At 73.3% G+C, this 20,377-nt stretch carries 25 protein-coding genes; 16 read left to right on the top strand and 9 right to left on the bottom strand.

Annotated features, from left to right (window positions below; genetic code table 11):
* The coding region (locus G3I53_RS17110) for a hypothetical protein (protein ID WP_164438518.1) at window positions 1–194 on the bottom strand (194 nt) is incomplete at its 3' end.
* A 4-nt stretch (window positions 195–198) separates the two neighbouring features.
* Window positions 199–1,092: a class I SAM-dependent methyltransferase gene (locus G3I53_RS17105; protein WP_203592006.1), complete on the bottom strand. Its 894-nt coding sequence runs from the start codon at window positions 1,090–1,092 to the stop codon at window positions 199–201.
* Window positions 1,093–1,404: 312 nt separating this feature from the next.
* Here G3I53_RS17105 and rpsA point away from each other — a divergent pair, with 312 nt between their 5' ends.
* From rpsA to G3I53_RS17085, 4 genes are all read left to right on the top strand, one after another.
* The gene (rpsA, locus tag G3I53_RS17100) at window positions 1,405–2,901 is read left to right on the top strand and encodes a 30S ribosomal protein S1 (protein WP_164334913.1); all 1,497 of its coding nucleotides are present in this window, start codon (window positions 1,405–1,407) and stop codon (window positions 2,899–2,901) included.
* A 235-nt stretch (window positions 2,902–3,136) separates the two neighbouring features.
* Complete coding sequence (locus G3I53_RS17095; RefSeq protein ID WP_164334911.1) at window positions 3,137–4,075, top strand: PAC2 family protein; 939 nt, start codon at window positions 3,137–3,139, stop codon at window positions 4,073–4,075.
* Between the two features lie 88 nt (window positions 4,076–4,163).
* Window positions 4,164–4,787: a dephospho-CoA kinase gene (gene coaE, locus G3I53_RS17090; RefSeq protein WP_164334908.1), complete on the top strand. Its 624-nt coding sequence runs from the start codon at window positions 4,164–4,166 to the stop codon at window positions 4,785–4,787.
* Window positions 4,788–4,837: 50 nt separating this feature from the next.
* On the top strand, window positions 4,838–5,218 hold the full coding sequence (locus G3I53_RS17085) for a tetratricopeptide repeat protein (protein WP_164334907.1): 381 nt from the start codon (window positions 4,838–4,840) through the stop codon (window positions 5,216–5,218).
* 16 nt (window positions 5,219–5,234) lie between these two features.
* Here G3I53_RS17085 and G3I53_RS17080 read toward each other — a convergent pair whose 3' ends face one another.
* On the bottom strand, window positions 5,235–5,498 hold the full coding sequence (locus G3I53_RS17080) for a DUF6343 family protein (RefSeq protein ID WP_164334905.1): 264 nt from the start codon (window positions 5,496–5,498) through the stop codon (window positions 5,235–5,237).
* A gap of 174 nt (window positions 5,499–5,672) precedes the next feature.
* Here G3I53_RS17080 and G3I53_RS17075 point away from each other — a divergent pair, with 174 nt between their 5' ends.
* Both G3I53_RS17075 and G3I53_RS17070 read left to right on the top strand, forming a co-directional pair.
* Complete coding sequence (locus G3I53_RS17075; protein WP_164334903.1) at window positions 5,673–6,380, top strand: class I SAM-dependent methyltransferase; 708 nt, start codon at window positions 5,673–5,675, stop codon at window positions 6,378–6,380.
* A gap of 111 nt (window positions 6,381–6,491) precedes the next feature.
* Window positions 6,492–7,043 carry a DoxX family protein gene (locus tag G3I53_RS17070; protein WP_164334901.1) on the top strand — a complete coding sequence of 184 codons (552 nt, stop codon included), beginning with the start codon at window positions 6,492–6,494 and terminating at the stop codon, window positions 7,041–7,043.
* A gap of 93 nt (window positions 7,044–7,136) precedes the next feature.
* Here G3I53_RS17070 and G3I53_RS17065 read toward each other — a convergent pair whose 3' ends face one another.
* Window positions 7,137–7,832 (bottom strand): RNA-binding S4 domain-containing protein, encoded by a 696-nt coding sequence (locus G3I53_RS17065; protein WP_164438517.1) that lies wholly within the window; start codon window positions 7,830–7,832, stop codon window positions 7,137–7,139.
* A 106-nt stretch (window positions 7,833–7,938) separates the two neighbouring features.
* Here G3I53_RS17065 and G3I53_RS17060 point away from each other — a divergent pair, with 106 nt between their 5' ends.
* The 7 genes from G3I53_RS17060 to G3I53_RS33955 all read left to right on the top strand — a co-directional run bounded on the left by G3I53_RS17060 (window position 7,939) and on the right by G3I53_RS33955 (window position 13,983).
* Window positions 7,939–8,643, top strand: coding sequence for a helix-turn-helix domain-containing protein (locus tag G3I53_RS17060; RefSeq protein WP_164335869.1), 705 nt, complete (start codon window positions 7,939–7,941; stop codon window positions 8,641–8,643).
* A gap of 98 nt (window positions 8,644–8,741) precedes the next feature.
* Complete coding sequence (locus G3I53_RS17055) at window positions 8,742–10,115, top strand: MFS transporter (protein ID WP_239063956.1); 1,374 nt, start codon at window positions 8,742–8,744, stop codon at window positions 10,113–10,115.
* Entirely contained in the window at window positions 10,112–10,924 is an 813-nt protein-coding gene (locus tag G3I53_RS17050; protein WP_164333223.1) for a uracil-DNA glycosylase, read from the top strand. Before G3I53_RS17055 ends, G3I53_RS17050 begins: the two co-directional genes overlap by 4 nt.
* Before the next feature lie 37 nt (window positions 10,925–10,961).
* Complete coding sequence (gene pip, locus G3I53_RS17045; RefSeq protein WP_164333222.1) at window positions 10,962–11,927, top strand: prolyl aminopeptidase; 966 nt, start codon at window positions 10,962–10,964, stop codon at window positions 11,925–11,927.
* 86 nt (window positions 11,928–12,013) lie between these two features.
* Window positions 12,014–12,823: a nucleotidyltransferase domain-containing protein gene (locus tag G3I53_RS17040; RefSeq protein ID WP_164438516.1), complete on the top strand. Its 810-nt coding sequence runs from the start codon at window positions 12,014–12,016 to the stop codon at window positions 12,821–12,823.
* Window positions 12,824–12,939: 116 nt separating this feature from the next.
* On the top strand, window positions 12,940–13,641 hold the full coding sequence (locus G3I53_RS17035; RefSeq protein ID WP_164333267.1) for a DUF899 domain-containing protein: 702 nt from the start codon (window positions 12,940–12,942) through the stop codon (window positions 13,639–13,641).
* A 156-nt stretch (window positions 13,642–13,797) separates the two neighbouring features.
* On the top strand, window positions 13,798–13,983 hold the full coding sequence (locus G3I53_RS33955; RefSeq protein ID WP_164333266.1) for a hypothetical protein: 186 nt from the start codon (window positions 13,798–13,800) through the stop codon (window positions 13,981–13,983).
* Between the two features lie 206 nt (window positions 13,984–14,189).
* Here G3I53_RS33955 and G3I53_RS17025 read toward each other — a convergent pair whose 3' ends face one another.
* Both G3I53_RS17025 and G3I53_RS17020 read right to left on the bottom strand, forming a co-directional pair.
* Window positions 14,190–14,618, bottom strand: coding sequence for a hypothetical protein (locus G3I53_RS17025; protein WP_164338718.1), 429 nt, complete (start codon window positions 14,616–14,618; stop codon window positions 14,190–14,192).
* Window positions 14,615–15,298 carry an ATP-binding protein gene (locus G3I53_RS17020; RefSeq protein ID WP_164338717.1) on the bottom strand — a complete coding sequence of 228 codons (684 nt, stop codon included), beginning with the start codon at window positions 15,296–15,298 and terminating at the stop codon, window positions 14,615–14,617. Before G3I53_RS17020 ends, G3I53_RS17025 begins: the two co-directional genes overlap by 4 nt.
* A 229-nt stretch (window positions 15,299–15,527) precedes the next feature.
* On the opposite strand from G3I53_RS17020, the gene G3I53_RS17015 reads away from it, so the two are divergent.
* From G3I53_RS17015 to G3I53_RS17005, 3 genes are all read left to right on the top strand, one after another.
* Complete coding sequence (locus G3I53_RS17015; protein WP_164338716.1) at window positions 15,528–16,388, top strand: helix-turn-helix transcriptional regulator; 861 nt, start codon at window positions 15,528–15,530, stop codon at window positions 16,386–16,388.
* Window positions 16,389–16,664, top strand: coding sequence for a DUF397 domain-containing protein (locus G3I53_RS17010; RefSeq protein ID WP_164338715.1), 276 nt, complete (start codon window positions 16,389–16,391; stop codon window positions 16,662–16,664).
* Between the two features lie 204 nt (window positions 16,665–16,868).
* Window positions 16,869–17,672 (top strand): SAM-dependent methyltransferase, encoded by an 804-nt coding sequence (locus G3I53_RS17005; protein WP_164338714.1) that lies wholly within the window; start codon window positions 16,869–16,871, stop codon window positions 17,670–17,672.
* A gap of 251 nt (window positions 17,673–17,923) precedes the next feature.
* On the opposite strand, the gene G3I53_RS17000 is transcribed toward G3I53_RS17005, so the two are convergent.
* The 3 genes from G3I53_RS17000 to G3I53_RS16990 form a co-directional block, all read right to left on the bottom strand.
* A complete protein-coding gene (locus G3I53_RS17000; protein WP_164438515.1) occupies window positions 17,924–19,417 on the bottom strand; it encodes a glutamate synthase subunit beta in 1,494 nt (497 codons plus the stop codon).
* Window positions 19,418–19,569: 152 nt separating this feature from the next.
* Complete coding sequence (locus G3I53_RS16995; RefSeq protein ID WP_164333006.1) at window positions 19,570–20,049, bottom strand: anthrone oxygenase family protein; 480 nt, start codon at window positions 20,047–20,049, stop codon at window positions 19,570–19,572.
* A 172-nt stretch (window positions 20,050–20,221) separates the two neighbouring features.
* On the bottom strand, window positions 20,222–20,377 hold a 156-nt coding region (locus G3I53_RS16990; protein ID WP_164438514.1), incomplete at its 5' end, for a DUF2293 domain-containing protein.

Genomic DNA, 20,377 nt, shown 5'->3' with positions numbered 1-20,377 from the left:
CGCGGCTCCGCCACCACGACCCGCCGCGCCGGGCCCCCGCCCAGCAGCCCGGCCAGCTCCAGCGGAACCAGGGTCGTCTTGCCGGTGCCCGGCGGGGCCACCAGCACCGCGGTGCCCCCGTCCGCCAGCGCGCCGTTCAGCGCGGGCAGCGCGGACCGGACCGGCAGGGCGTCCAAGGCGTCGTGCCGGATCACGCCCTCAGTCCCGCACGCACACGAAGATCGCCGTGCCCGGGATCAGGTGCCCGCGCAACGGCGACCAGCCGCCCCACTCGGCCGTGTTCCACGCCGGCCACTCCGGCTCCACCAGGTCCACCAGCCGGAAACCGGAACCCACCACGTCGCGCACCCGGTCGCCCAGCGTGCGGTGGTGCTCCACGTAGACGGCCTCGCCGCGCTCGTCCTGCTCCACGTACGGCGTGCGGTCGAAGTAGGACCCGGACACGCTCAGCCCCTCGGGACCGGGCTCGTCGGGGAACGCCCAGCGGACCGGGTGCGTCACGGAGAACACCAGCCGCCCGCCCGGGCGCAGCACCCGGTGCACCTCGCGCAGCACCAGCCGCGGGTCGGCGACGAAGGGCAGCGCCCCGTACGCCGAGCAGGCCAGGTCGAAGGACGCGTCCGCGAACGGCAGCGCGCCCGCGTCCGCGCACACCAGGGGGAACTCCCCGCCGATGCGCAGGGCGTGCTGCAACTGGCGGTGCGAGATGTCCAGCGCCACCGGGCGGGCGCCCTGCCCGGCCAGCCAGCGGGAGCACTGGGCCGCTCCGGCCCCCAGCTCCAGGACGTCGCGGCCCTTCAGTTCCTCGGGCGGGCCGAGCAGCTCGGCCTCCACCTCGTCCAGCCCCTCGGGTCCCCACACGAAACGGTCGTCGCCGAGGAAGGTGCCGTGCTCGACCTGGTACTCGTCGGCGTTGCGGTCCCACCAGCCCCGATTGGCTCGGGTGCTCTCGCCGACGCCGGCCTCCCGCCGGGTCGCCTCCGGTTCGGGCGCTTCGGACTCTTGGATGATCGGCTCCCTCGTCGTACTCTTCCGTCCAGCCGGACCCCCGTCCGCCGCCGGACGGAGTCCACGGGCGCTGCCCGGGTTCAGGCGCACCTGACGTGCGGCTCTTCCGCCGCGCGGGCGAATTGTGCCGGTTATGCGGCGATCCGCCCCGGGTGGGCGGCTTCGTGCATTGACCCTGCCCGGCTGCCCCCGTATGCTACAAGTTGCGCTGCGAGCCTGCGTGCCTCAGACGTAGCAGGCTGCGCTCGCGTCTGTTGTATGTCCCCTCGGTTCTCGAGGCGCCGTCATCAGTTTCTGATGGGGCGCTTCCTTGGCTGTCCGGCTTCTACAGAGCGAAACGGGCTCCGGCGTAGCAGTACCTACGACTTCAATGTCCGTACCGGAGCCCTTTCCCACATGACGAGCAGCACCGAGACCACCGCCACCACCCCGCAGGTAGCGGTCAACGACATCGGTAACGAGGAAGCATTCCTCGCAGCGATCGACGAGACGATCAAGTACTTCAACGACGGCGACATCGTCGACGGCGTCATCGTGAAGGTCGACCGGGACGAGGTCCTGCTCGACATCGGTTACAAGACCGAAGGTGTCATCCCGAGCCGAGAGCTCTCGATCAAGCACGACGTCGACCCGAACGAGGTCGTCGCCGTCGGCGACGAGATCGAGGCCCTTGTCCTCCAGAAGGAGGACAAGGAAGGCCGCCTGATCCTCTCGAAGAAGCGCGCGCAGTACGAGCGTGCCTGGGGCACCATCGAGAAGATCAAGGAAGAGGACGGCATCGTCACCGGTACCGTCATCGAGGTCGTCAAGGGTGGTCTCATCCTCGACATCGGCCTCCGCGGCTTCCTCCCGGCCTCCCTGGTCGAGATGCGCCGCGTCCGCGACCTCCAGCCCTACGTGGGCAAGGAGCTCGAGGCGAAGATCATCGAGCTGGACAAGAACCGCAACAACGTGGTCCTGTCCCGCCGTGCCTGGCTCGAGCAGACCCAGTCCGAGGTCCGCCAGACGTTCCTCACCACCCTCCAGAAGGGCCAGGTGCGTTCCGGCGTCGTCTCCTCGATCGTCAACTTCGGTGCCTTCGTGGACCTGGGTGGCGTCGACGGTCTGGTCCACGTCTCCGAGCTGTCCTGGAAGCACATCGACCACCCCTCCGAGGTCGTCGAGGTCGGCCAGGAGGTCACGGTCGAGGTCCTCGACGTCGACATGGACCGCGAGCGTGTCTCCCTGTCGCTGAAGGCGACCCAGGAAGACCCGTGGCAGCAGTTCGCCCGCACCCACCAGATCGGCCAGGTCGTGCCCGGCAAGGTCACGAAGCTGGTGCCGTTCGGTGCGTTCGTCCGCGTGGACGAGGGCATCGAGGGTCTGGTCCACATCTCCGAGCTGGCCGAGCGCCACGTGGAGATCCCGGAGCAGGTCGTCCAGGTCAACGACGAGATCTTCGTCAAGGTCATCGACATCGACCTCGAGCGTCGCCGGATCTCGCTGTCCCTGAAGCAGGCCAACGAGTCCTTCGGCGCCGACCCGTCGGCCGTCGAGTTCGACCCGACCCTGTACGGCATGGCCGCGTCCTACGACGACCAGGGCAACTACATCTACCCCGAGGGCTTCGACCCCGAGACCAACGACTGGCTCGAGGGCTACGAGAAGCAGCGCGAGGAGTGGGAGCGCCAGTACGCCGAGGCGCAGAGCCGCTTCGAGCAGCACCAGGCGCAGGTCATCAAGTCCCGCGAGGCGGACGAGAAGGCCGCTGCCGAGGGTGGCGGCGAGGCCGCTGCTCCGGCCGCGTCCGGTGGCGGTTCGTACTCCTCCGAGGGCCCGGACAACTCCGGTGCGCTGGCCTCGGACGAGGCGCTGGCCGCCCTGCGCGAGAAGCTGGCCGGCGGCCAGAGCTGATCGCGGCCGCTGAGGCACGCCGCAGAGGTCCGACCGATCTCTGACCGAGGGCCCGCACCTTCCGGGGTGCGGGCCCTCGGCGTTGCCCGGCCGCGCGACACCGCGCCGGCCGCCGGAACCCGCCGTGGGGCGCCGCCCGCCACGCGCCCGCGCCACCAGGGAAGTTGCCCCCACCCGGGAATGTCAGTGCCGCCTGGCACGTTGTCCTGTACGGACACGAGGAGGAGCGGTCACTGTGCTTGATCCGCAGGGTTTGTACGCATGGGAGCCGAAGGGCCTGGCCGTCGTCGACATGGCGCTCGCCCAGGAGTCGGCCGGCCTGGTCATGCTCTACCACTTCGACGGATACATCGACGCGGGCGAGACCGGCGACCAGATCGTCGACCGGCTGCTCGGCTCGCTGCCCCACCAGGTCGTCGCCCGGTTCGACCACGACCGGCTCATCGACTACCGCGCCCGCCGCCCGCTGCTGACCTTCACCCGCGACCGCTGGACGGCCTACGACGATCCGGCCCTGGAGGTCCGTCTCGTCCAGGACGCCACCGGAGCGCCCTTCCTGCTGCTGTCGGGGCCGGAACCGGACGTCGAGTGGGAGAGGTTCGCCGCCGCCGTCGGCCAGATCGTGGAGCGGCTCGGCGTCCGCCTGGCCGTGAACTTCCACGGCATCCCCATGGGCGTCCCGCACACCCGCCCCGTCGGGCTCACCCCGCACGGCAACCGCACCGAACTCGTCCCGAGCCACGGCAGCCCCTTCGACGAGGCCCAGGTGCCCGGCAGCGCCGAAGCGCTCGTCGAGTACCGGCTGATGCAGGCCGGCCACGACGTCCTCGGGGTCGCCGCCCACGTGCCGCACTACATCGCCCGCTCCCCGTACCCGGACGCGGCGCTCACCGTCCTGGAGGCCATCACCGCCGCCACCGGTCTGGTCCTGCCCGGCATCGCACACTCGCTGCGCACCGACGCCCAGCGCACCCAGACCGAGATCGACCGGCAGGTCCAGGAGGGCGACGACGAGCTGACCGCCCTCATCCAGGGCCTGGAGCACCAGTACGACGCCGCCGCGGGCGCCGAGACCCGGGGCAACATGCTCGCGGAGCCGGCCGACATCCCGTCGGCGGACGAGATCGGCCGCGAGTTCGAGCGGTTCCTGGCGGAGCGGGAGGGCGAGGGCTGATCCGCTACGCTGCCACACGCCCGGTCGGCGGCCTGCCGGGGCGTGGAGTCCCCGCACCGGCGGGGCAGTCAGGGGTGGAGGCGCGGTCATGCTGTCCGTGGGTCTGACCGGCGGCATCGGCGCCGGCAAGAGCGAAGTGTCGCGGCTGCTCGTCGAGCGCGGCGCCGTCCTGATCGACGCGGACCGCATCGCGCGCGAGGTCGTCGCCCCCGGGACGCCCGGGCTGGCGGCGGTCGTGGAGACCTTCGGCGAGGAGGTCCTCGCCGAGGACGGCAGCCTGGACCGGGCCCGGCTGGGCTCGATCGTCTTCGCCGACCAGGAGAAGCTGGCCGCCCTCAACTCCATCGTCCACCCCCTGGTGGGGGCCCGCTCGAAGGAGCTGTCGGACGCCGCCCCCGAGGACGCCGTCGTCGTGCACGACGTACCGCTGCTCACCGAGAACGGCCTCGCCCCCCTCTACGACCTCGTCGTCGTGGTCGACGCGAGCCCCGACACCCAGCTCGACCGGCTGGTCCGGCTGCGCGGGATGACCGAGGAGGACGCCCGCGCGCGGATGGCGGCCCAGGCCACGCGCGAGCAGCGCCGGGCCGTCGCGGACATCGTCATCGACAACGACGTACCCCTCGACGAGCTGACCCGGCGGGTCGACGAGGTCTGGGCCGAGCTGGTCCGCCGGGCGAAGGAGCCGCGCCCGCGGCCTGGGCAGGAATAGCGATCACCCCGGCGGGCGTTGCACACGTTCGACGAGGGAAGGATGTCGCCGTGCCCGAAACCAGCGGTTCGACCGGACGTACGCCGGAGACGCATGTCATCGACTTCCGTGCCGCCGAGCAGCTTCTCGCCTCCCGGGACCCGCGCGGCGCGGTGAAACTGCTCGACGGCGTCATCGACGTGTATCCCGAGAACACCGCGGCCCGCCTGCTGCGCGCGCGGGCCTTCTTCGCCGCCGCCCAGCTGCGCTCCGCCGAGCTGGAGTTCTCCCTCGTCCTGGAGCGCGAGCCGGACAACGCGTTCGCCCACTTCGCCCTGGCCCGCACCTACGAGCGTCAGGGCCGCCCGCACCCGGCCAAGCGCCACTTCCGTCTGGCCGCCGCCCTGGACCCGAACCCGGAGTACCTGAGGGCGGCCCGCTTCGACGCGTAGCGGGTGGCCTGTGGCCTCACGGCGGGTCCCTGGGCGGCAGGTAGGGCGGCACGTCACGGCCCGGCTGGTAGTGCGGTCCCTGACGGATGTGCCGGACGACGATGACCAGGTCGATCGTCATGATCAGCCACAGCAGTCCGCAGGCCAGCGCCCACCCCGGGCGGTCCGTGATCGCGAAGGCGGCGGTGCCGAACAGCGTCCAGGCCACGCCCCACAGACTCAGCCAGAACCGCAGCCGCAGGGCACTGCGCGCGGTCACCGGTTCACTGCCCGTACGCATCACGACCACCGTCCAGTCCGTGACCCGAGAAGTCCGGGTCGTCCGGCTCGGGTTCCCTGACCGGAGGCTCCCAGGGAGCTCCAGGGGAAAGCGCCTCCCCTTCACTGTCTCACTCGGTCGAGTGAATCCGTTCGACACCGGAACGGGGGTGCGACTCCGGTCCGTTGGACGGACATGGAGACGACCATGCGTGAAGGGTATGAGGGCACGGGACCCGGGGCGATCACCCCGGACGGCTGCGCGGTCGAGCTGTACGCCCGGCTGCCCGTGGGGGACGAGCCGGAGGTCATCGCGAGTGCGGTGCCGGCGGGCGCCCGCCTGCTGGAGCTGGGGTGCGGCGCGGGCCGTGTGACGCACGCGCTGGTGGAGCGCGGCTTCCGGGTCACGGCGGTGGACGAGTCCGCCGCGATGCTGGAGCGGGTGCGCGGCGCCCGCACGGTGTGCAGCCCGATAGAGCGGCTCGCCCTGGGCGAGCGCTTCGACGCGGTCCTGCTCGGCTCCTTTCTCGTGCACGCGGGCGACCCCGCCGTGCGACGCGGGCTGCTGCGCACCTGCGTGCGGCACCTCGCGGAGGGGGGCTGCGTGCTGATCCAGCGGGAGGGCGAGGACTTCCACCGCGACGTGCCGCGTGAGCGCGTGGACCCCGCCGGCTTCACCGTACGGATCCTCTCGGCGACACCGGTGGGCGACGGCGTCGTCTCCGTGCACGCGGAGTACGTGTTCCCGGACGCGACCTGGACCCAGACCTTCCGGTCCCGGCCGATGACACGGGAGGAGTTCGAGGAGGCACTCGGGGAGGAGGGGCTGCGCGTGGACCGGTACCTGACGGAGGACCGCATGTGGGTACGGGCGGTCCGGGCGGGGGAGTCGGGCAGGGACTGACGGGACAAGGCGGCGGCAAGCGGCGTGCCGTCGGGCGATGAGTTCCGGGACCCGGGCCGGTCCTACTCCCGACAGCGACGCCACCACCGACCGCCTTCCCAGGAGACCCCGATGTCCGAGACCACCGCTTCCGCCACCACCGCGTCCACCGCCACCGCTTCCGCCATCACCGCTCCTGCCGCCACCGCTCCCGTCACGGCTTTCCCCGCCGGACCCGGCGGGGCCGCAGACCCTGTCGCAGACCGGACCGTGCCCGGGCGGCTACGGCTGGGCCGTGTCGCGCTGCGCGTGGTGCAGGTGCTGCTCGCGTTCTTCTTCGCGTTCGCCAGCGCGCTGCCCAAGCTGATCGCGCATGCCTCGGCCGTCGAGTCCTTCGACGAGATGGGCTGGGGAAGCGCGGGGATGTACGCCATCGGGGCGCTGGAACTCGCGGGCGCGATCGGCCTGTTGATCCCGGTGCTGCAGTCGGCGGCCGCGATCGGGCTGAGCGCGATGATGGTGGGTGCGTTCGTGGTGCAGGTCGCCGTCTTCGACGGCGAGTACGCGGCGACGCCGCTCCTCGTCATGGTGCCGCTCGTCCTGATCGCCTGGTCCCGGCGTTCCCACAACGCCGACCTGCTCGGACTCCTGCGGGGGAAGGGGCGCCGGGACGCCCGCGCCTAGAGCCGGCAGCCGGGCCGAGCCGACATGGGGCGGGGCGAGGCACGAAGCCCCGCCCCCCATGTGGTGGACCGAACCCGGCGAGCCGGGAAGGCGTCAGCGACGGGCGCTGCCCGGCCTGCCGCCGCGGGACCGGCGGTCACCGCCACCGCGCTTGCCGCCACGCTCGCGAGGGCGCCCGGCCGGGTCGACGGGGTCGCCGAACCCGTCGGGAATCCCCGGTTCACCGGCCCCGCCCACAGCCCCGTGGACGGGCGGGCCGCCCAGACCGCCGAGTCCGCGCAGACGCTCCAGTTCGCGCCGGTCGCGCTTCGTCGGCCGGCCCGCGCCGCGATCACGGATTCCCGCGGGGGCGACGGCATCGCGGGGCGGGGGCGGCGGGGAGTTGTCGACGTAGCACTGGACGGCCACCGGAGCGCCGACGCGCTTGCGGATCAGCCGCTTGACGACGACGACCCGTTCCCGTCCCTCGTGCCGCAGTCGCACCTCGTCTCCGACGCGGACCGCGTGCGAGGGCTTGACGCGCTCCCCGTTCACTCGCACATGCCCGCCGCGGCAGGCGGTGGCGCCGAGGGAACGCGTCTTGACCAGGCGTACGGACCAGATCCAACTGTCGATCCGGACGCTCCCACCCTCCGGCGGCCCGGCCGCCTCGGCAGCCGCCACGGCAGCGGCGATCCTGGGATCCGGAGCCTGGGCCGCCTCCGGGCCGGGTCCCTCGCTCTGGGCCGCCGACGCGTCACCGGCCCCGTCTCCGCGCGTCCGGTCGTCCTCCGCACCCTCAGAAGCCATGCGTCCGACCCTATCTCTCCCCGCCCCCGCGCAGCCCTCCCTCTTCCCCAAAATAATTTTGCAAAAAGTCTTTTGTTAAGTGGGCTGCCCGCTCTACGCTCGCCGCATGGTCAGTGACGAGCAGAGGCGGGTCCTCGATCCCGAGCGCGACACCGCCGCATTGAAGGCCCTCACGCACCCGCTGCGGATCCGGCTGCTGGGAATGCTGCGGCAGGACGGCCCGGCCACCGCCAGCGAGCTGGCCGACCGGACGGGGGAGTCGTCGGCGTCGACCAGCTACCACCTGCGGGTGCTGGCGAAGTACGCCTTCATCGCCGAGGCGGCACACCGCGACGGGCGGGAGCGGCGCTGGAAGGCGGTGCACACCGTGACGTCGTGGAGCAACGAGGCGATGGAGTCCTCCGCCGCGGGCCGCGCCTACGTCGGCCTGGCACGCCGGCGCCAGATCGACCACCTCGACGCGTCCCTCACCCGGCACGAGGCGGACCTCGCCGAAGGACGGCTGGAGCGGGAGTGGGTCGAGCCCTCCGGGATCAACGACTACCTGCTCCGGCTGACCCCCGAGTCGCTCGTCGAACTGTGGGAGGTCATCGCCCGCACGCTGGAAGAGCTGACCGCCCGCGACGAACACGACCCCCGCGCCCGCCGGGTGGCCTTCGTCGCCGCCGGACTGCCGCTCGCCGCACCGCTTCCCACGGACGGCCACACCGACGACCACGCCCACACCGGCGGCGCCGACCACACCGACGCCCCCGACGGCGCCGACCGTGCCGAGTCAGGTGCACCGCGCGACCCCGGGGGCACGCGGTGAGCCGGGCGCCGCAGCGCGGCGGGGACGGCGTGCCGAAGCGGACGACAGCACCCAGGACCGCGTCCGGGACCGGGTCCGGCGCCGGGACCGAGGCGGCACTGCGGGTGGCCCGTCGCCGGTACGTCACCGTCTGCGCGCTGTTCTGGCTGCCCCCGGGACTGGCCATGGCACCGCTGGTGCTGCTGTTCACCGAACGCGGCATGGCACTCACCGCCATCGCGGGCTTCTTCGCCGCCCACTCCCTCACCGTCGCGGCCCTGGAACTGCCCACCGGAGGTCTCTCCGACGCGCTCGGCCGCCGCCCGGTGCTCGCCGTGGCGGGTGCGCTCAACGCGATCGCGCTGGTGATCCACGGACTCGCGGGCACCGCATGGGTCCTGGTCCTCGGCATGGTGCTGATGGGCGCCGCCCGGGCCCTGGCCAGCGGCCCGGCGGAGGCGTGGTACGTGGACAGCGTGCAGGCCGCCGCCGGCCCCGACGCCGACCTGCGCACCGGTCTGGCGCGCGGCAGCTCCGCCACCGCGGCCGCCCTCGCCGTCGGAATCGTGCTCGGCGGTGCCGTGCCCTGGCTGCTCGACCGGACCGCCGGCCTCGGACCGCTGCTGACGGAGTCGACCTCGGGCCTGGTGCTGCCGCTGTCCGTGCCGGTCCTGCTGGGTGCCGCGGTCGAGCTCGTCTTCCTCTGCTACGTCCTGAGCGCCCTGCGCGAGCCGCCCCGGCCGCCGGTCACCTCGCGCTCGGTGCTGCGCGGTGTCCCGGGCGCCGTGCTGAGCGGTGTGCGGCTGGGCGGGCGCGACGCGACGGTGCGCCGGATCCTGCTGACCGCGGCCGCCGCCGGAAGCGCCGTCGCCGCACTCGAACTGCTCATGCCGGGCCGGGCGGTGACGCTGACCGGGGCACCCGAGTCGGGGGCGCTGCTGTTCGCCGCACTCGCCTGCGGCGGGTTCGTGAGCTCCGGGATCGGCAGCCACCTGGCTCCGTTCCTGGCCCGGCTGACCGGCAGCGGCGAGCGCGCGGTGCTGGCCGGACTCGGCACCGGCACCGCCGGTCTGCTGCTGCTCGGCGTGACGGCGACCGGGACGCAGCGGCATCCGGTCTCCTTCGCCCTGGTCGCCGTCGGCTTCGGCCTGGTGTACCTGGGGCTCGGCGCGGCGGGCCCCAACGAGAACGAGCTGCTGCACCGGCGGATCCCCGGCGACGCCCGGGCCACCGCCCTGTCCGTCCAGTCGCTCGCCCAGCAGTCGGTCGGGGCCGTCACCGGTGTGGTGGTCGGCGCACTGGATCCGGGCCCGTGGCCCTGGCTGCTGACCGCGGCCGTGCTGCTCACCGGCGCGCTGCTGTGGACGCGTCGCGGCGACCGGCCCCCGGCTGCCGGTGGACGCGACCGGCCCGCCGGGCCCGCGGAGGTGCCGCGGAACCGGGAGCGACGGGAGACGCCGGCCACGACCACGGCCCCTACCGTGGAGGCATGACCCCCACCGGCCTCCCCGGACCGCCGGATCCTCCGGGACCCTCAGGTTCTCCCGGCCCGCCCGGACCGCCCGCACCCTCCGACCCCGACGGTTCCGAACTGTCCGGCCTTCCCGGCCTCGACCGGCGTATCGCCGGCTGTCGTGCCTGCCCCCGCCTGGTCGCCTGGCGGGAGGAGGTGGCCCGCACCAAGCGGGCCGCCTTCGCCGACTGGACGTACTGGGGCCGGCCGGTGCCGGGCTTCGGCCCCCCGGACGCCCGCCTGCTGATCGTCGGGCTCGCGCCCGCCGCGCACGGCGGCAACCGCACCGGGCGGATGTTCACCGGTGACCGTTCCGGAGACGTGCTGTACCAGGCGCTGTACGACGTGGGCCTCGCCTCCCAGCCGACGTCCGAGCACGCGGACGACGGCCTGGACCTCCACGGTGTGCGGATCACCTCCCCCGTCCACTGCGCGCCCCCGGCCAACAAGCCCACGCCGGGGGAGCGGGACACCTGCCGCCCATGGCTGGTCCGGGAACTGCGGCTGCTGCGGCCCACCCTCCGGGCCGCGGTGGTCCTCGGCGCCTTCGGCTGGCAGGCGGTGCTGCCCGCGTTCACCGAGGCGGGCTGGACCGTCCCCCGCCCCCGCCCGGCCTTCGCCCACGGCGCCCGTGTCACCCTGCCCGCCCCGGACGGCGACGGCCTCGACGTGTTCGGCTGCTTCCACGTCAGCCAGCGCAACACCTTCACCGGCCGGCTCACGCCCGGCATGCTCCGCGAGGTCCTGCGCAGGGCGGCCGGGACGGCGGGGCTGCCCACCCGTAAATGAGCTGAAGGCGCCCGGCACCGCCGGTTACGGTGCCGCGATGAGCCTGTACCCGCAGATCGAACCGTACGACCACGGCATGCTCGACGCCGGCGACGGCAACCTCCTCCACTGGGAGACCTGCGGCAACCCGGAGGGCAAGCCGGCCCTGGTCCTGCACGGCGGCCCGGGCAGCGGTACCGGCCCACGGGCCCGGCGCTACTTCGGCCCCGCCCGCTACCGCATCGTCCTGCTGGACCAGCGCGGCGCCGGGCGGTCGACACCCCCGGCGAGCGACCCCGCCACCGACATGAGCGTCAACACCACCGCCCACCTGATGGCCGACCTGGAACTCCTGCGCGCCCACCTCGGGATCGAGCGATGGCTGGTGTGGGGCGCGTCGTGGGGATCGGTGCTCGGACTGCGCTACGCCCAGACCCACCCCGGGGCCGTGTCCGAACTCGTGCTGACCGCGGTCGCCACCGGCTCCCCCGCCGAAGTGGACCTGCTGACGCGCGGCCTGGGCCGGTTCTTCCCGGACGCCTTCGAACGGTTCCTGGCCGAACTGCCCGCCGACGCGCGGGACGGCAACCTGGCGGCCGCGTACAACAGGCTGCTGGAGTCGCCCGACCCGCAGGTGCGGCAACGGGCGGCGCGCGCCTGGACGGACTGGGAGACGGCGACGATCCCCGCGCCGCCCCGCTCGGTCGCGCGGTTCGAGGACCCGGAGTTCCGCATGGGCTTCGCCCGTACCGTCACCCACTACTGGGGCAACGACCACTTCCTGGGCGAGGCCCCCGACGAGGGCGTCGTCCTGCGGGACGCGCACCTCCTCAAGGGCATTCCCGGCACCCTGGTCCAGGGCAGCCTCGACTTCGGCAACCTCCTCGGCATCGTGTGGCGGCTCCACCACGCCTGGCCGGACAGCGACCTGGTCGTCGTGGACGAGGCCGGCCACGACGCCGGACCGGCCGGGGACGCGGCCCTGGTGGCGGCGACGGACGCGTACGCCCGCCGGCACCACTGACCCCGGGCGTCACGGACCGCCGACACCACTGACCCCGCGGCCCCCTCTCCACGCCCCCGACCTCCGACCGTCAGGAGACCTCCCGCATGCCACCGTCCGCCCGCCCGGACCCGGAGTCCCGGGACCAGGAGTTCCTGGACTGGGAGTCCCGGGACCGGGAGTTCCTGGACCGGACCGCCGACCGGCTCGCCGCCCTCCCCGGCGTCCGGGCCGTCGCCCTGGGCGGTTCGCGCGCCCAGGGCACCCAACGGCCCGACAGCGACTGGGACCTGGCGGTCTACTACCGGGGCGCCTTCGACCCGGACGACCTGCGGGCCGTCGGCTGGCAGGGCGAGGTCTCCGAGATCGGCGGGTGGGGCGGCGGCGTCTTCAACGGCGGTGCCTGGCTGACCGTCGAGGGCCGCCGGGTCGACGTCCACTACCGCGACCTCGACGTCGTCGAGCACGAACTCGCGGAGGCGCGGGAGGGCCGCTTCCGCGTCGAGCCGCTGATGTTCCACCTGGCCGGCATCCCGACGTACCTCCTCGTCGCGGAACTCGCCCTCAACGTCACGCTCCGGGGCGCACTGCCCCGCCCCGCCGGCTACCCGGCGGCGCTGCGCCGCACCGCGCCCGGACGCTGGCGCGCGACGGCCACCGCCACCCTCGCCTACGCCGCCGCGAACCACGCCCCCCACGGCCGCCTGACCGAGGTCGCCGGAGCCGTCGCCACCGCGGCCCTGCACACCGGGCACGCCGTGCTGGCCGAGCGCGGGGAGTGGGTCACCAACGAGAAGCAGCTGCTCACCCGTGCGGGACTGCGGGACGTGGACACCGTCATCGCGGGGATGCGGCCCTGCCCGGAGTCCCTGACCGCCGCCATCGCCGCGGCCGGGGACCTCTTCGCCGCCCCCTGACCCCGCCCCGCACCGCCACGCGCGCCGGGGGCCGGAAAAATCTCCCGGCCCCAGCGATGAGTTCCGGTGACCCCGGCGGTCACTTCCCGCAACGGGACCGTTGCACAGGAGGAACCATGTCGCTTCCGGAGATCGTCTCGCGCGCCGAGTGGCGTGCGGCGCGGGAGGAACTGCTCGTCGAGGAGAAGGCCCTCACCCGCGCCCGGGACGCGCTCAACGCCGAACGGCGCCGGCTGCCCATGGTCGAGGTCGGCACGGAGTACGTGTTCGAGGGCGGCGACGGGAAGGCCGGGCTGCTCGACCTCTTCGAGGGCCGGCGGCAGCTCATCGTGTACCACTTCATGTTCGCCCCGGAGTGGGACGCCGGGTGCCGCAGCTGCTCCGCGTTCCTCGACCAGATCGGCCACATCGCCCACCTGAAGGCCCGCGGCACCACCTTCGCCGCCGTCTCCCGGGCGCCCTACACCCGGATCCTGCCGTTCAAGGCCCGGATGGGCTGGACCGTGCCCTGGTACTCCGCCCTGCCCGGCCCCTTCGGCAACGACTTCGGCCGGGACTTCGATGTGACCCGCGAGCACGACGGCGAACTCGTCGACCGGCCGGGCCTCAGCTGCTTCCTCAGGGACGGCGACCGGGTCTTCCACACCTACTCGACGTACGAGCGCGGACTCGACGGGCTGGGCTCGACCACCAGCCTGCTGGACCTCACCGCCCTGGGCCGCCAGGAGGCGTGGGAGGCGCCGGCGGGCCGCGCGTCGTCGTACGGGGCGCCTGCGGGAAGTGAGGCGATCCGCTATCACGACGAGTACGACTATTGATACGGAAGGTGACCGGATACTCCGAAAAGCTGAGACCGGGCTCACACGTGGCGGTGAACGAGTGTCAACTACGTCTCAGTACCGTCACTGAACGAGGCATCCGCCCCATGGTTGGCGTTTAACTCTACGAGTACAGCGCGACATGGAGGTGGCAGGGTGAACGGGCGAACAGTGCTCGAACGCTTTCCCGCAGGTGGGCCGCGGGGGTCATGGCCCGCGGAGGAGTTCGCGCAGGAACGGCGCCGGGAAGGCCTGCCCGCCGAGGTTGTCATGGACCTAGCCACCGACATGTTTCTCGTGATCGTCCGCAGCGGCGGCGGGAGCGGTGATGCCGCGGCGTGAGCCCGCACCCCCGGCTCCCTCCGTGACCCTTCGGGCGGCAGCGCGTCCGGCGGTCCGGACTCCGCCGGCCGGCCCCGGTCAAGGACCGGCACCGGGCGCGGCCGGGACGAGGGGTGGGGCGGGCGGACGCCAGGCCGGGCCGCAGGAGCGGGGCAGGCGGGCGCCGTCGGCTGCCGGCGCGGCGAGCCGGGCGGGTGTCGTGGCGGTCAGGCGCTGATGCGGCGGGACCAGGTGGGTGTCGTGCCCGTCAGGCGGCACACCGCCAGGTAGAGGGGTATCGGCGGGGTGTACGGGAAGGTGCCGTCGGGGCGGTGGATCAGCCCGGGCAGATCCGGGACGCCGGACAGGAGCGCGCCGGTGGCGTAGCGGGCGGGGGCCGGCCACTCCAGCGCGTAGTCCGAATCGGACGGGACCAGCCACCACCAGTGCGTCTCATCGGCGTAGACGCACCCCACCCGGGGCAGCCGGGGCATCACCATCGGGCCGAGACGGGCGGGCACCGCCACCGCGTCGCAGCCCATCGGGGCCGTCATCCCGTCCGGGACGGGCAGCCGCCGAGGAGTGCCGGGAGCAGCCTGCAGCGCGCGCCGCAGGCGGACCAGCGAGTCCAGACTCAGGACCGGTGCGCCTCTCACGCGCCCTCGCCTCCCCGGTACCGCCGACGGTGCGGCACGCCGGGGGCCTCGGGCGCGGGGTGCGCGCGGCCGTCCGTACGGGAGGTGTCGCCCTCGTCGTCGCCGTCGTGCGGCCCGTCGGCCGGTGCCGGCTTCGGGCGGGCGCCCCAGCCCAGGTCGCCGCGGGCTTCACCGGGCTCGCGCGGGGTGCCGGCGTTGCGGGGGAGGTCCGCCCAGACGAGCAGTCCGAGTCCGTGCTCGTGGGCTCCCCAGGCGTGACTGAGGGCGTCGACGAGGAGCAGTCCCCTCCCGTGCTCCTCCTCCGGCCGCTGCCGGGTGTTCGCGAGGGGCTTGCCCGGCGCGCAGCCCTCGTCCCGCACCGCTATGCGCAGCAGGTCGTCACCGTCGTGCAGCTCGCAGACGATGTGGCTGCTGGCGGTGTGCACGATGGCGTTGGTGACCAGTTCGGAGACGACCAGGGCCGCGGTGTCGCAGGTGTCCTCGCACACCGACCAGCCGTCCAGCCGGGCCCTCGTCAGGCGTCTCGCCTGTGCGGGGGAACCCGGATGTGCGGCCAACTCGAAGCGGAACCGGCGCTCGGCAGCGACCCCCGAGGGGGTGGCTTCCGGCGCGGCACCGAGAGCGACGGGGCCCGCGGCGGCGTCTGCTCCTAAGGGCACGGACGGAATCACGCTTGCCACTATCGCCCCGCCGTGAACACTTGGCAAGTGTCACTCTGAAAATTGCAGAGTGCTGTGTGACGGTCTGGACGGCCGTGGCACACTGCTCGCAACAGCACCTCGCGCGGCGCCAGTTGAGATCGTCGACGACTCGATTCATTCGAATGGTGTTTCGAATGAAAAGTTCGATCGAACGCATCTTCGAATGGCGCCGCCGGGCTGTCAGGAATCCTTTTCGTGGAGGTGGAGCGTGAGCGAACCGCGGTCCGCGCCGACGGTCGGGCAGGTCGTCCTCGGCCGGCGCCTGTTGGATCTGCGGGAGCGCGCCGGGCTCAAGCGCGAGGAAGCGGCCCGTATCCTCCGCGTCGCCCCGGCCACCGTACGCCGCATGGAGATGGCCGAGGTCGCGCTCAAGATCCCGTACCTCCAGCTCCTGCTGAAGGCGTACGGCGTCTCCGACGAGGAGGCCGACGCGTTCGTGAGCCTGGCCGAGGACGCCAACCGCCCCGGCTGGTGGCAGCGCTTCCACGACATCCTGCCCGGCTGGTTCTCGATGTACGTCAGCCTGGAGGGGGCCGCCTCCCTCATCCGCGGCTACGAACCCCATTTCGTCCCGGGCCTGCTCCAGACCGAGGAGTACGCCCGCGGCGTGCTGCGCTCGGGCGCGATCGGACAGACCCGGCCCGAGGACATCGAACGCCACGTCGCCCTGCGCATGCAGCGGCAGGACCTCCTCACCCGCGAGGACGCGCCACGGCTGTGGTTCGTCATGGACGAGACCGCCCTGCGCCGCCCCGTGGGCGGCCCGGAGGTGATGCGGGCCCAGATCGACCGCCTTCTCGAAGCGGCGCGGCTGCCCAACGTGACCCTCCAGGTCGCCCCGTTCGCGAGCGGGCCGCACCCCGGCACGTACGGCCCGTTCGTGATCTTCCGGTTCGCCGTGCCCGAACTTCCGGACATGGTCTACAGCGAGTACCTGACCGGCGCCGTCTATCTGGACGCGCGCAGCGAGGTGGCGACCCACCTCGAGGTCATGGACCGCATGGCGGCCCAGGCCGCCGGCGCCCAACGCACGAAGGAGATCCTCCGGGATCTCCGCAAGGAGCTCTGAATGAATCTCGTCAAAACCCTGCCCCAGCCGCGGATTCCCGGCCGGCGCATCTACAACGGCATGCCCGCGCGGGACTTGGGCAGCGAGGGCTGGCACAAGCCCTGGAGCGGAGGCAACGGGGGCAACTGCCTGGAGGCGATGAAGCTGGACGACGGCCGCATCGCCGTCCGCCAGTCCACCGACCCGGACGGACCGGCCCTCATCTACACCTCCGCCGAGATGACGGCCTTCATCGAGGGCGCCAAGGCGGGAGAGGCGGACTTCCTGCTGTCCTGAGCCGACGCCCCTGACCGTTGCCGATCCAGAACCCGCTTTTCCCCGCTTCCCGTTGTTCCCCCGTTCCCCCATTCCCCCCCCGTTCCTCTTCCCCCCCTTGCGAACCGCTTGCCCCGGCCGGCCTCCCGCCGGTACGGAAACTACTGAGTTGACTGAGCTGACTGAATTGATCACCAACCCCTGCAGAGACTTACGGAGTCCTTCATGACCGGACGACCCCCCGCCGGCATCGACACCAGCAAGCCGCACCCGGCCCGTATGTACGACTGGTACCTGGGCGGCAAGGACAACTACCCCGTCGACGAGGCCATGGGCCGGCAGATGCTCAGCCTCGACCCGAGGGTGCCGGTGATGGCCCGGGTGAACCGCGCGTTCATGCACCGGGCCACCCGGTGGCTGGCCGGCCGGGGCATACGCCAGTTCCTCGACGTCGGCACCGGCATCCCCACCGAGCCCAACCTCCACCAGATCGCCCAGGGCGTCGCCCCCGACGCGCGGGTCGTCTACTGCGACAACGACCCCATCGTGCTGGCCCACGCGGAGGCCCTGCTCAGGGGCACGGAGGAAGGCGTCACCGAGTACCTCCAGGCGGACGTGCGCGACCCGGACACCATCCTGGACGCCGCGCGGAAGGTCCTCGACTTCAGCCGGCCCGTCGCGCTGTCCCTGATCGCGCTGCTGCACTTCGTCCCCGACGAGGACGGCGCGCACGACCTGGTCGCCCGGCTGATGGACCGGCTGCCCTCCGGCAGCCACCTGGTGATCACCCACGCGACGGCCGACTTCACCCCCGAGGAGTCGAAGGCGGCCACCGAGCAGCTCAAGGCCGCCGGAGTCACCCTGGCCCTGCGCTCCCGCGAGGAGTTCACCCGCTTCTTCGACGGTCTCGACCTCGTGGATCCCGGCGTCCGCGTCCCCCACGAGTGGCACCCCGAGCTGGGGGAGCCGGTCGCCGGTCAGGACGACGGGATCATCCCCGGCTACGGGGCGGTCGGTCGCAAGCCCTGACACCGCCCGCCTCCCTCCCCGCACGGCGACGTGGGGTCGTCGGCGGTGCCGGCCCCGCCCCGGTGCCCGTTCGCGGTCACCGGGGCGGACCGGCACCGCCGGACCCTGCGGCGAGGGCGGGAGCCCGCGCGCCGTTCCCAGGGGCGCCCGAGGGGGTCGTCCAGCGCGGTCGCGCCGGGCCCCCTGGCGGGCGAGGCCGTCGGGGACCGGCCCGGTGCGCTCTCAGGCGGTCATCGGGCGGTCATCGGCGGTCATGGGGCGGTCATGGGGCGGTCGTACGGGCCGATCGGCGCCGGGAGGCGGGAAGCGCCGCCCGTGAGGTGGCGGTCGACGGCCGCGGCGACCGCGCGGCCCTCCGCGATCGCCCACACGATCAGCGACTGTCCGCGCGCGGCGTCCCCGGCCGCGAACACCCCCGGTACGTTCGTCGCGAAACCGACGTCCCGGGCGAGCGTCCCGCGGGGCTCCAGCTCCAGCCCCAGCTGGGCGATCAGACCGTCCTCCCGGTCCGGCCCGGAGAACCCCAGCGCGAGCAGCACCAGGTCGGCGGGCAGCGCGCGCTCGCTGCCCGGCACGGCGCGGCGCTCCGCGTCCACCTCGACCAGGTGCAGCCACCGCACCCGCCCGTCCGCGTCCCCGGAGAAACGCAGCGTGGACGCGGCGAACAGCCGGGCGTCGGCGTCCGCCGACGGCGCCGTCCCGAGTTCCCCGGCCTCCTCGTGCGCGGCGGACAGCCGGTAGAGCCGGGGATACGTGGGCCACGGCTCGGCGTCCTCGTCCCGCTCGGTGCCCGGCCGGCCGTAGATGTCCAGCTGGGTCACCGACGCGGCGCCCTCCCGCACCGCGGTCCCGAGGCAGTCGGCCCCGGTGTCACCGCCGCCGACGATGACGACATGCCGGCCGGCGGCCGACAGCGGCGACACCTCCAGGTCGCCCTGGCACACCCGGTTGGCCAGCGGCAGGTACTCCATCGCCTGGTGAATGCCCGTCAGTCCGCGTCCCGGCACCGGGAGTTCGCGCCAGGCCGTCGCCCCCGTGGCGATCACCACCGCGTCGTAGCGGTGCCGCAGCGCGGCCGCGTCCACATCGCGTCCGACCGCGGTGCCCGTACGGAACTTCGTGCCCTCGGCGCGCATCTGCCCGATGCGCCGCTCCAGGTGCCGCTTCTCCATCTTGAACTCGGGGATGCCGTACCGCATGAGCCCGCCGATCCGGTCGTCCCGCTCGTACACGGCGACCGTGTGCCCGGCCCGGGTCAGCTGCTGGGCCGCGGCGAGCCCGGTGGGACCCGAGCCGATCACCGCCACCGTCCGCCCGGACAGCCGCTCCGGCGGGGCGGGCGGCGCGAAGCCCTCCTCGAAGGCCCGGTCGGCGATGGCGCACTCGACGTTCTTGATGGTGACGGCCGGCTGGTTGATGGCGAGCACACAGCCCGCCTCACAGGGCGCCGGGCACAACCGGCCGGTGAACTCGGGGAAGTTGTTGGTCGCGTGCAGCCGTTCCGCGGCGGCCCGCCAGTCGTCGCGGGAGACCAGGTCGTTCCACTCCGGGATCAGGTTGCCCAGCGGACACGCCTCGTGGCAGAACGGCACACCGCAGTCCATGCACCGGTCGGCCTGCGGACCGATCAGCGGCAGCAGCGCCCCCGGGACGTACATCTCGTCCCAGTCCCGGACACGCTCCTCCACGGGCCTGCGCGGCCATTCCCGGCGGGGAGTGGTGAGGAAACCCTTGGGATCGGCCATGGCCGTGTTCCTTGCGTGGGCGGGGGCAGGCCGTGCGGCGGTGGGGCGGCACTCTTCGGGCGGCACTCTTCCGGTTCACGATACGTCGGCCACCGCCGCTCCGCAGAGCAGCGCCGGACGGCCCCTCCGGGCCGGGGAGCCGCGCCCGCGCATCAGGTGAGGGCCAGCACGTACGCCAGGGCGGCCCCGGCGGACGCGACCGTGCGGACGTGGTTCCACCGGGTCCACTCGCGGACGTAGCCGGGCCAGTACGCCGCCGCCTCCGGGGTGCCCGGGCCGAGCCGGGCCAGCGCCTCGTTGCGCGGCACGTTCGCCGCCACCGTCACCCCGAACGCGCCGGAGAGGTACAGCGCACTGCCCACCAGCAGCTCCGCGCCGCCCGCCCGCGGCCACACCACCACCGTCACCACGGCGATCACCGCGCACAGCACCGCCGAGCCGAGGAACAGCAGCATGAACGCCGTGGTCACCGCGGCCACGTTGACCGCCCGCATCGCGGCCACGCCCTGAGCGGCCGGCAGCGCCGCGAGCCCCTTCATCACGAACGCCGAGAAGGCGCAGAAGACCCCGGCCACCAGCGCGGTGCCGAGCACCCCCGCCACCACCAGCACGAAGTACGGTCCCTCGATCACGTCGTCACCTCCCGCCTCCCGCCTGCCGCCGGGCCCGCCGCCCGGCGCACCCGCCGTCACCACCAGTGAAGCCGGACGCGGAAGCCCTGCCCATGGCCGAGGGGCGCGGGGGCATGCGTGAGCGTCCAAGGCGGGCGGGCGGGCGGTCCACGGCCCGGCCGCCCCCCCGGCCTCACCCGGTGGACTGCTGCCCGGGCCGCGCCCAGCCGTTCAGCACCGTCTCCACGGCCGCCGCGATCCGCCGCCGCGCCTCGTGCCGGGGCACGCCGCTCATCAGCAACCGGTCGTAGGGAGTCTCCAGATGCCGTACGGACGCCACCACCGCCGA

The organism is Streptomyces sp. SID14436 (genome assembly GCF_010548465.1).
Classification (GTDB): domain Bacteria; phylum Actinomycetota; class Actinomycetes; order Streptomycetales; family Streptomycetaceae; genus Streptomyces.
Note: the sequence above shows the minus strand (reverse complement) of the source record. Positions and strands in the feature narration are given on the sequence as shown.

Bases quoted from the DNA above. Each gene is read 5' to 3' on its own strand.
- coaE (WP_164334908.1), top strand. From the start codon at position 4,164: ATGCTGTCCGTGGGTCTGACCGGCGGCATCGGCGCCGGCAAGAGCGAA.
- G3I53_RS17035 (WP_164333267.1), top strand. From the start codon at position 12,940: ATGTCGCTTCCGGAGATCGTCTCGCGCGCCGAGTGGCGTGCGGCGCGG.
- G3I53_RS17040 (WP_164438516.1), top strand. From the start codon at position 12,014: ATGCCACCGTCCGCCCGCCCGGACCCGGAGTCCCGGGACCAGGAGTTC.
- G3I53_RS17000 (WP_164438515.1), bottom strand. From the start codon at position 19,417: ATGGCCGATCCCAAGGGTTTCCTCACCACTCCCCGCCGGGAATGGCCG.
- G3I53_RS17060 (WP_164335869.1), top strand. From the start codon at position 7,939: ATGGTCAGTGACGAGCAGAGGCGGGTCCTCGATCCCGAGCGCGACACC.
- G3I53_RS17010 (WP_164338715.1), top strand. From the start codon at position 16,389: ATGAATCTCGTCAAAACCCTGCCCCAGCCGCGGATTCCCGGCCGGCGC.
- rpsA (WP_164334913.1), top strand. From the start codon at position 1,405: ATGACGAGCAGCACCGAGACCACCGCCACCACCCCGCAGGTAGCGGTC.
- G3I53_RS17005 (WP_164338714.1), top strand. From the start codon at position 16,869: ATGACCGGACGACCCCCCGCCGGCATCGACACCAGCAAGCCGCACCCG.
- G3I53_RS17050 (WP_164333223.1), top strand. From the start codon at position 10,112: ATGACCCCCACCGGCCTCCCCGGACCGCCGGATCCTCCGGGACCCTCA.
- G3I53_RS17065 (WP_164438517.1), bottom strand. From the start codon at position 7,832: ATGGCTTCTGAGGGTGCGGAGGACGACCGGACGCGCGGAGACGGGGCC.
- pip (WP_164333222.1), top strand. From the start codon at position 10,962: ATGAGCCTGTACCCGCAGATCGAACCGTACGACCACGGCATGCTCGAC.
- G3I53_RS17075 (WP_164334903.1), top strand. From the start codon at position 5,673: ATGGAGACGACCATGCGTGAAGGGTATGAGGGCACGGGACCCGGGGCG.
- G3I53_RS17070 (WP_164334901.1), top strand. From the start codon at position 6,492: ATGTCCGAGACCACCGCTTCCGCCACCACCGCGTCCACCGCCACCGCT.
- G3I53_RS17080 (WP_164334905.1), bottom strand. From the start codon at position 5,498: ATGCGTACGGGCAGTGAACCGGTGACCGCGCGCAGTGCCCTGCGGCTG.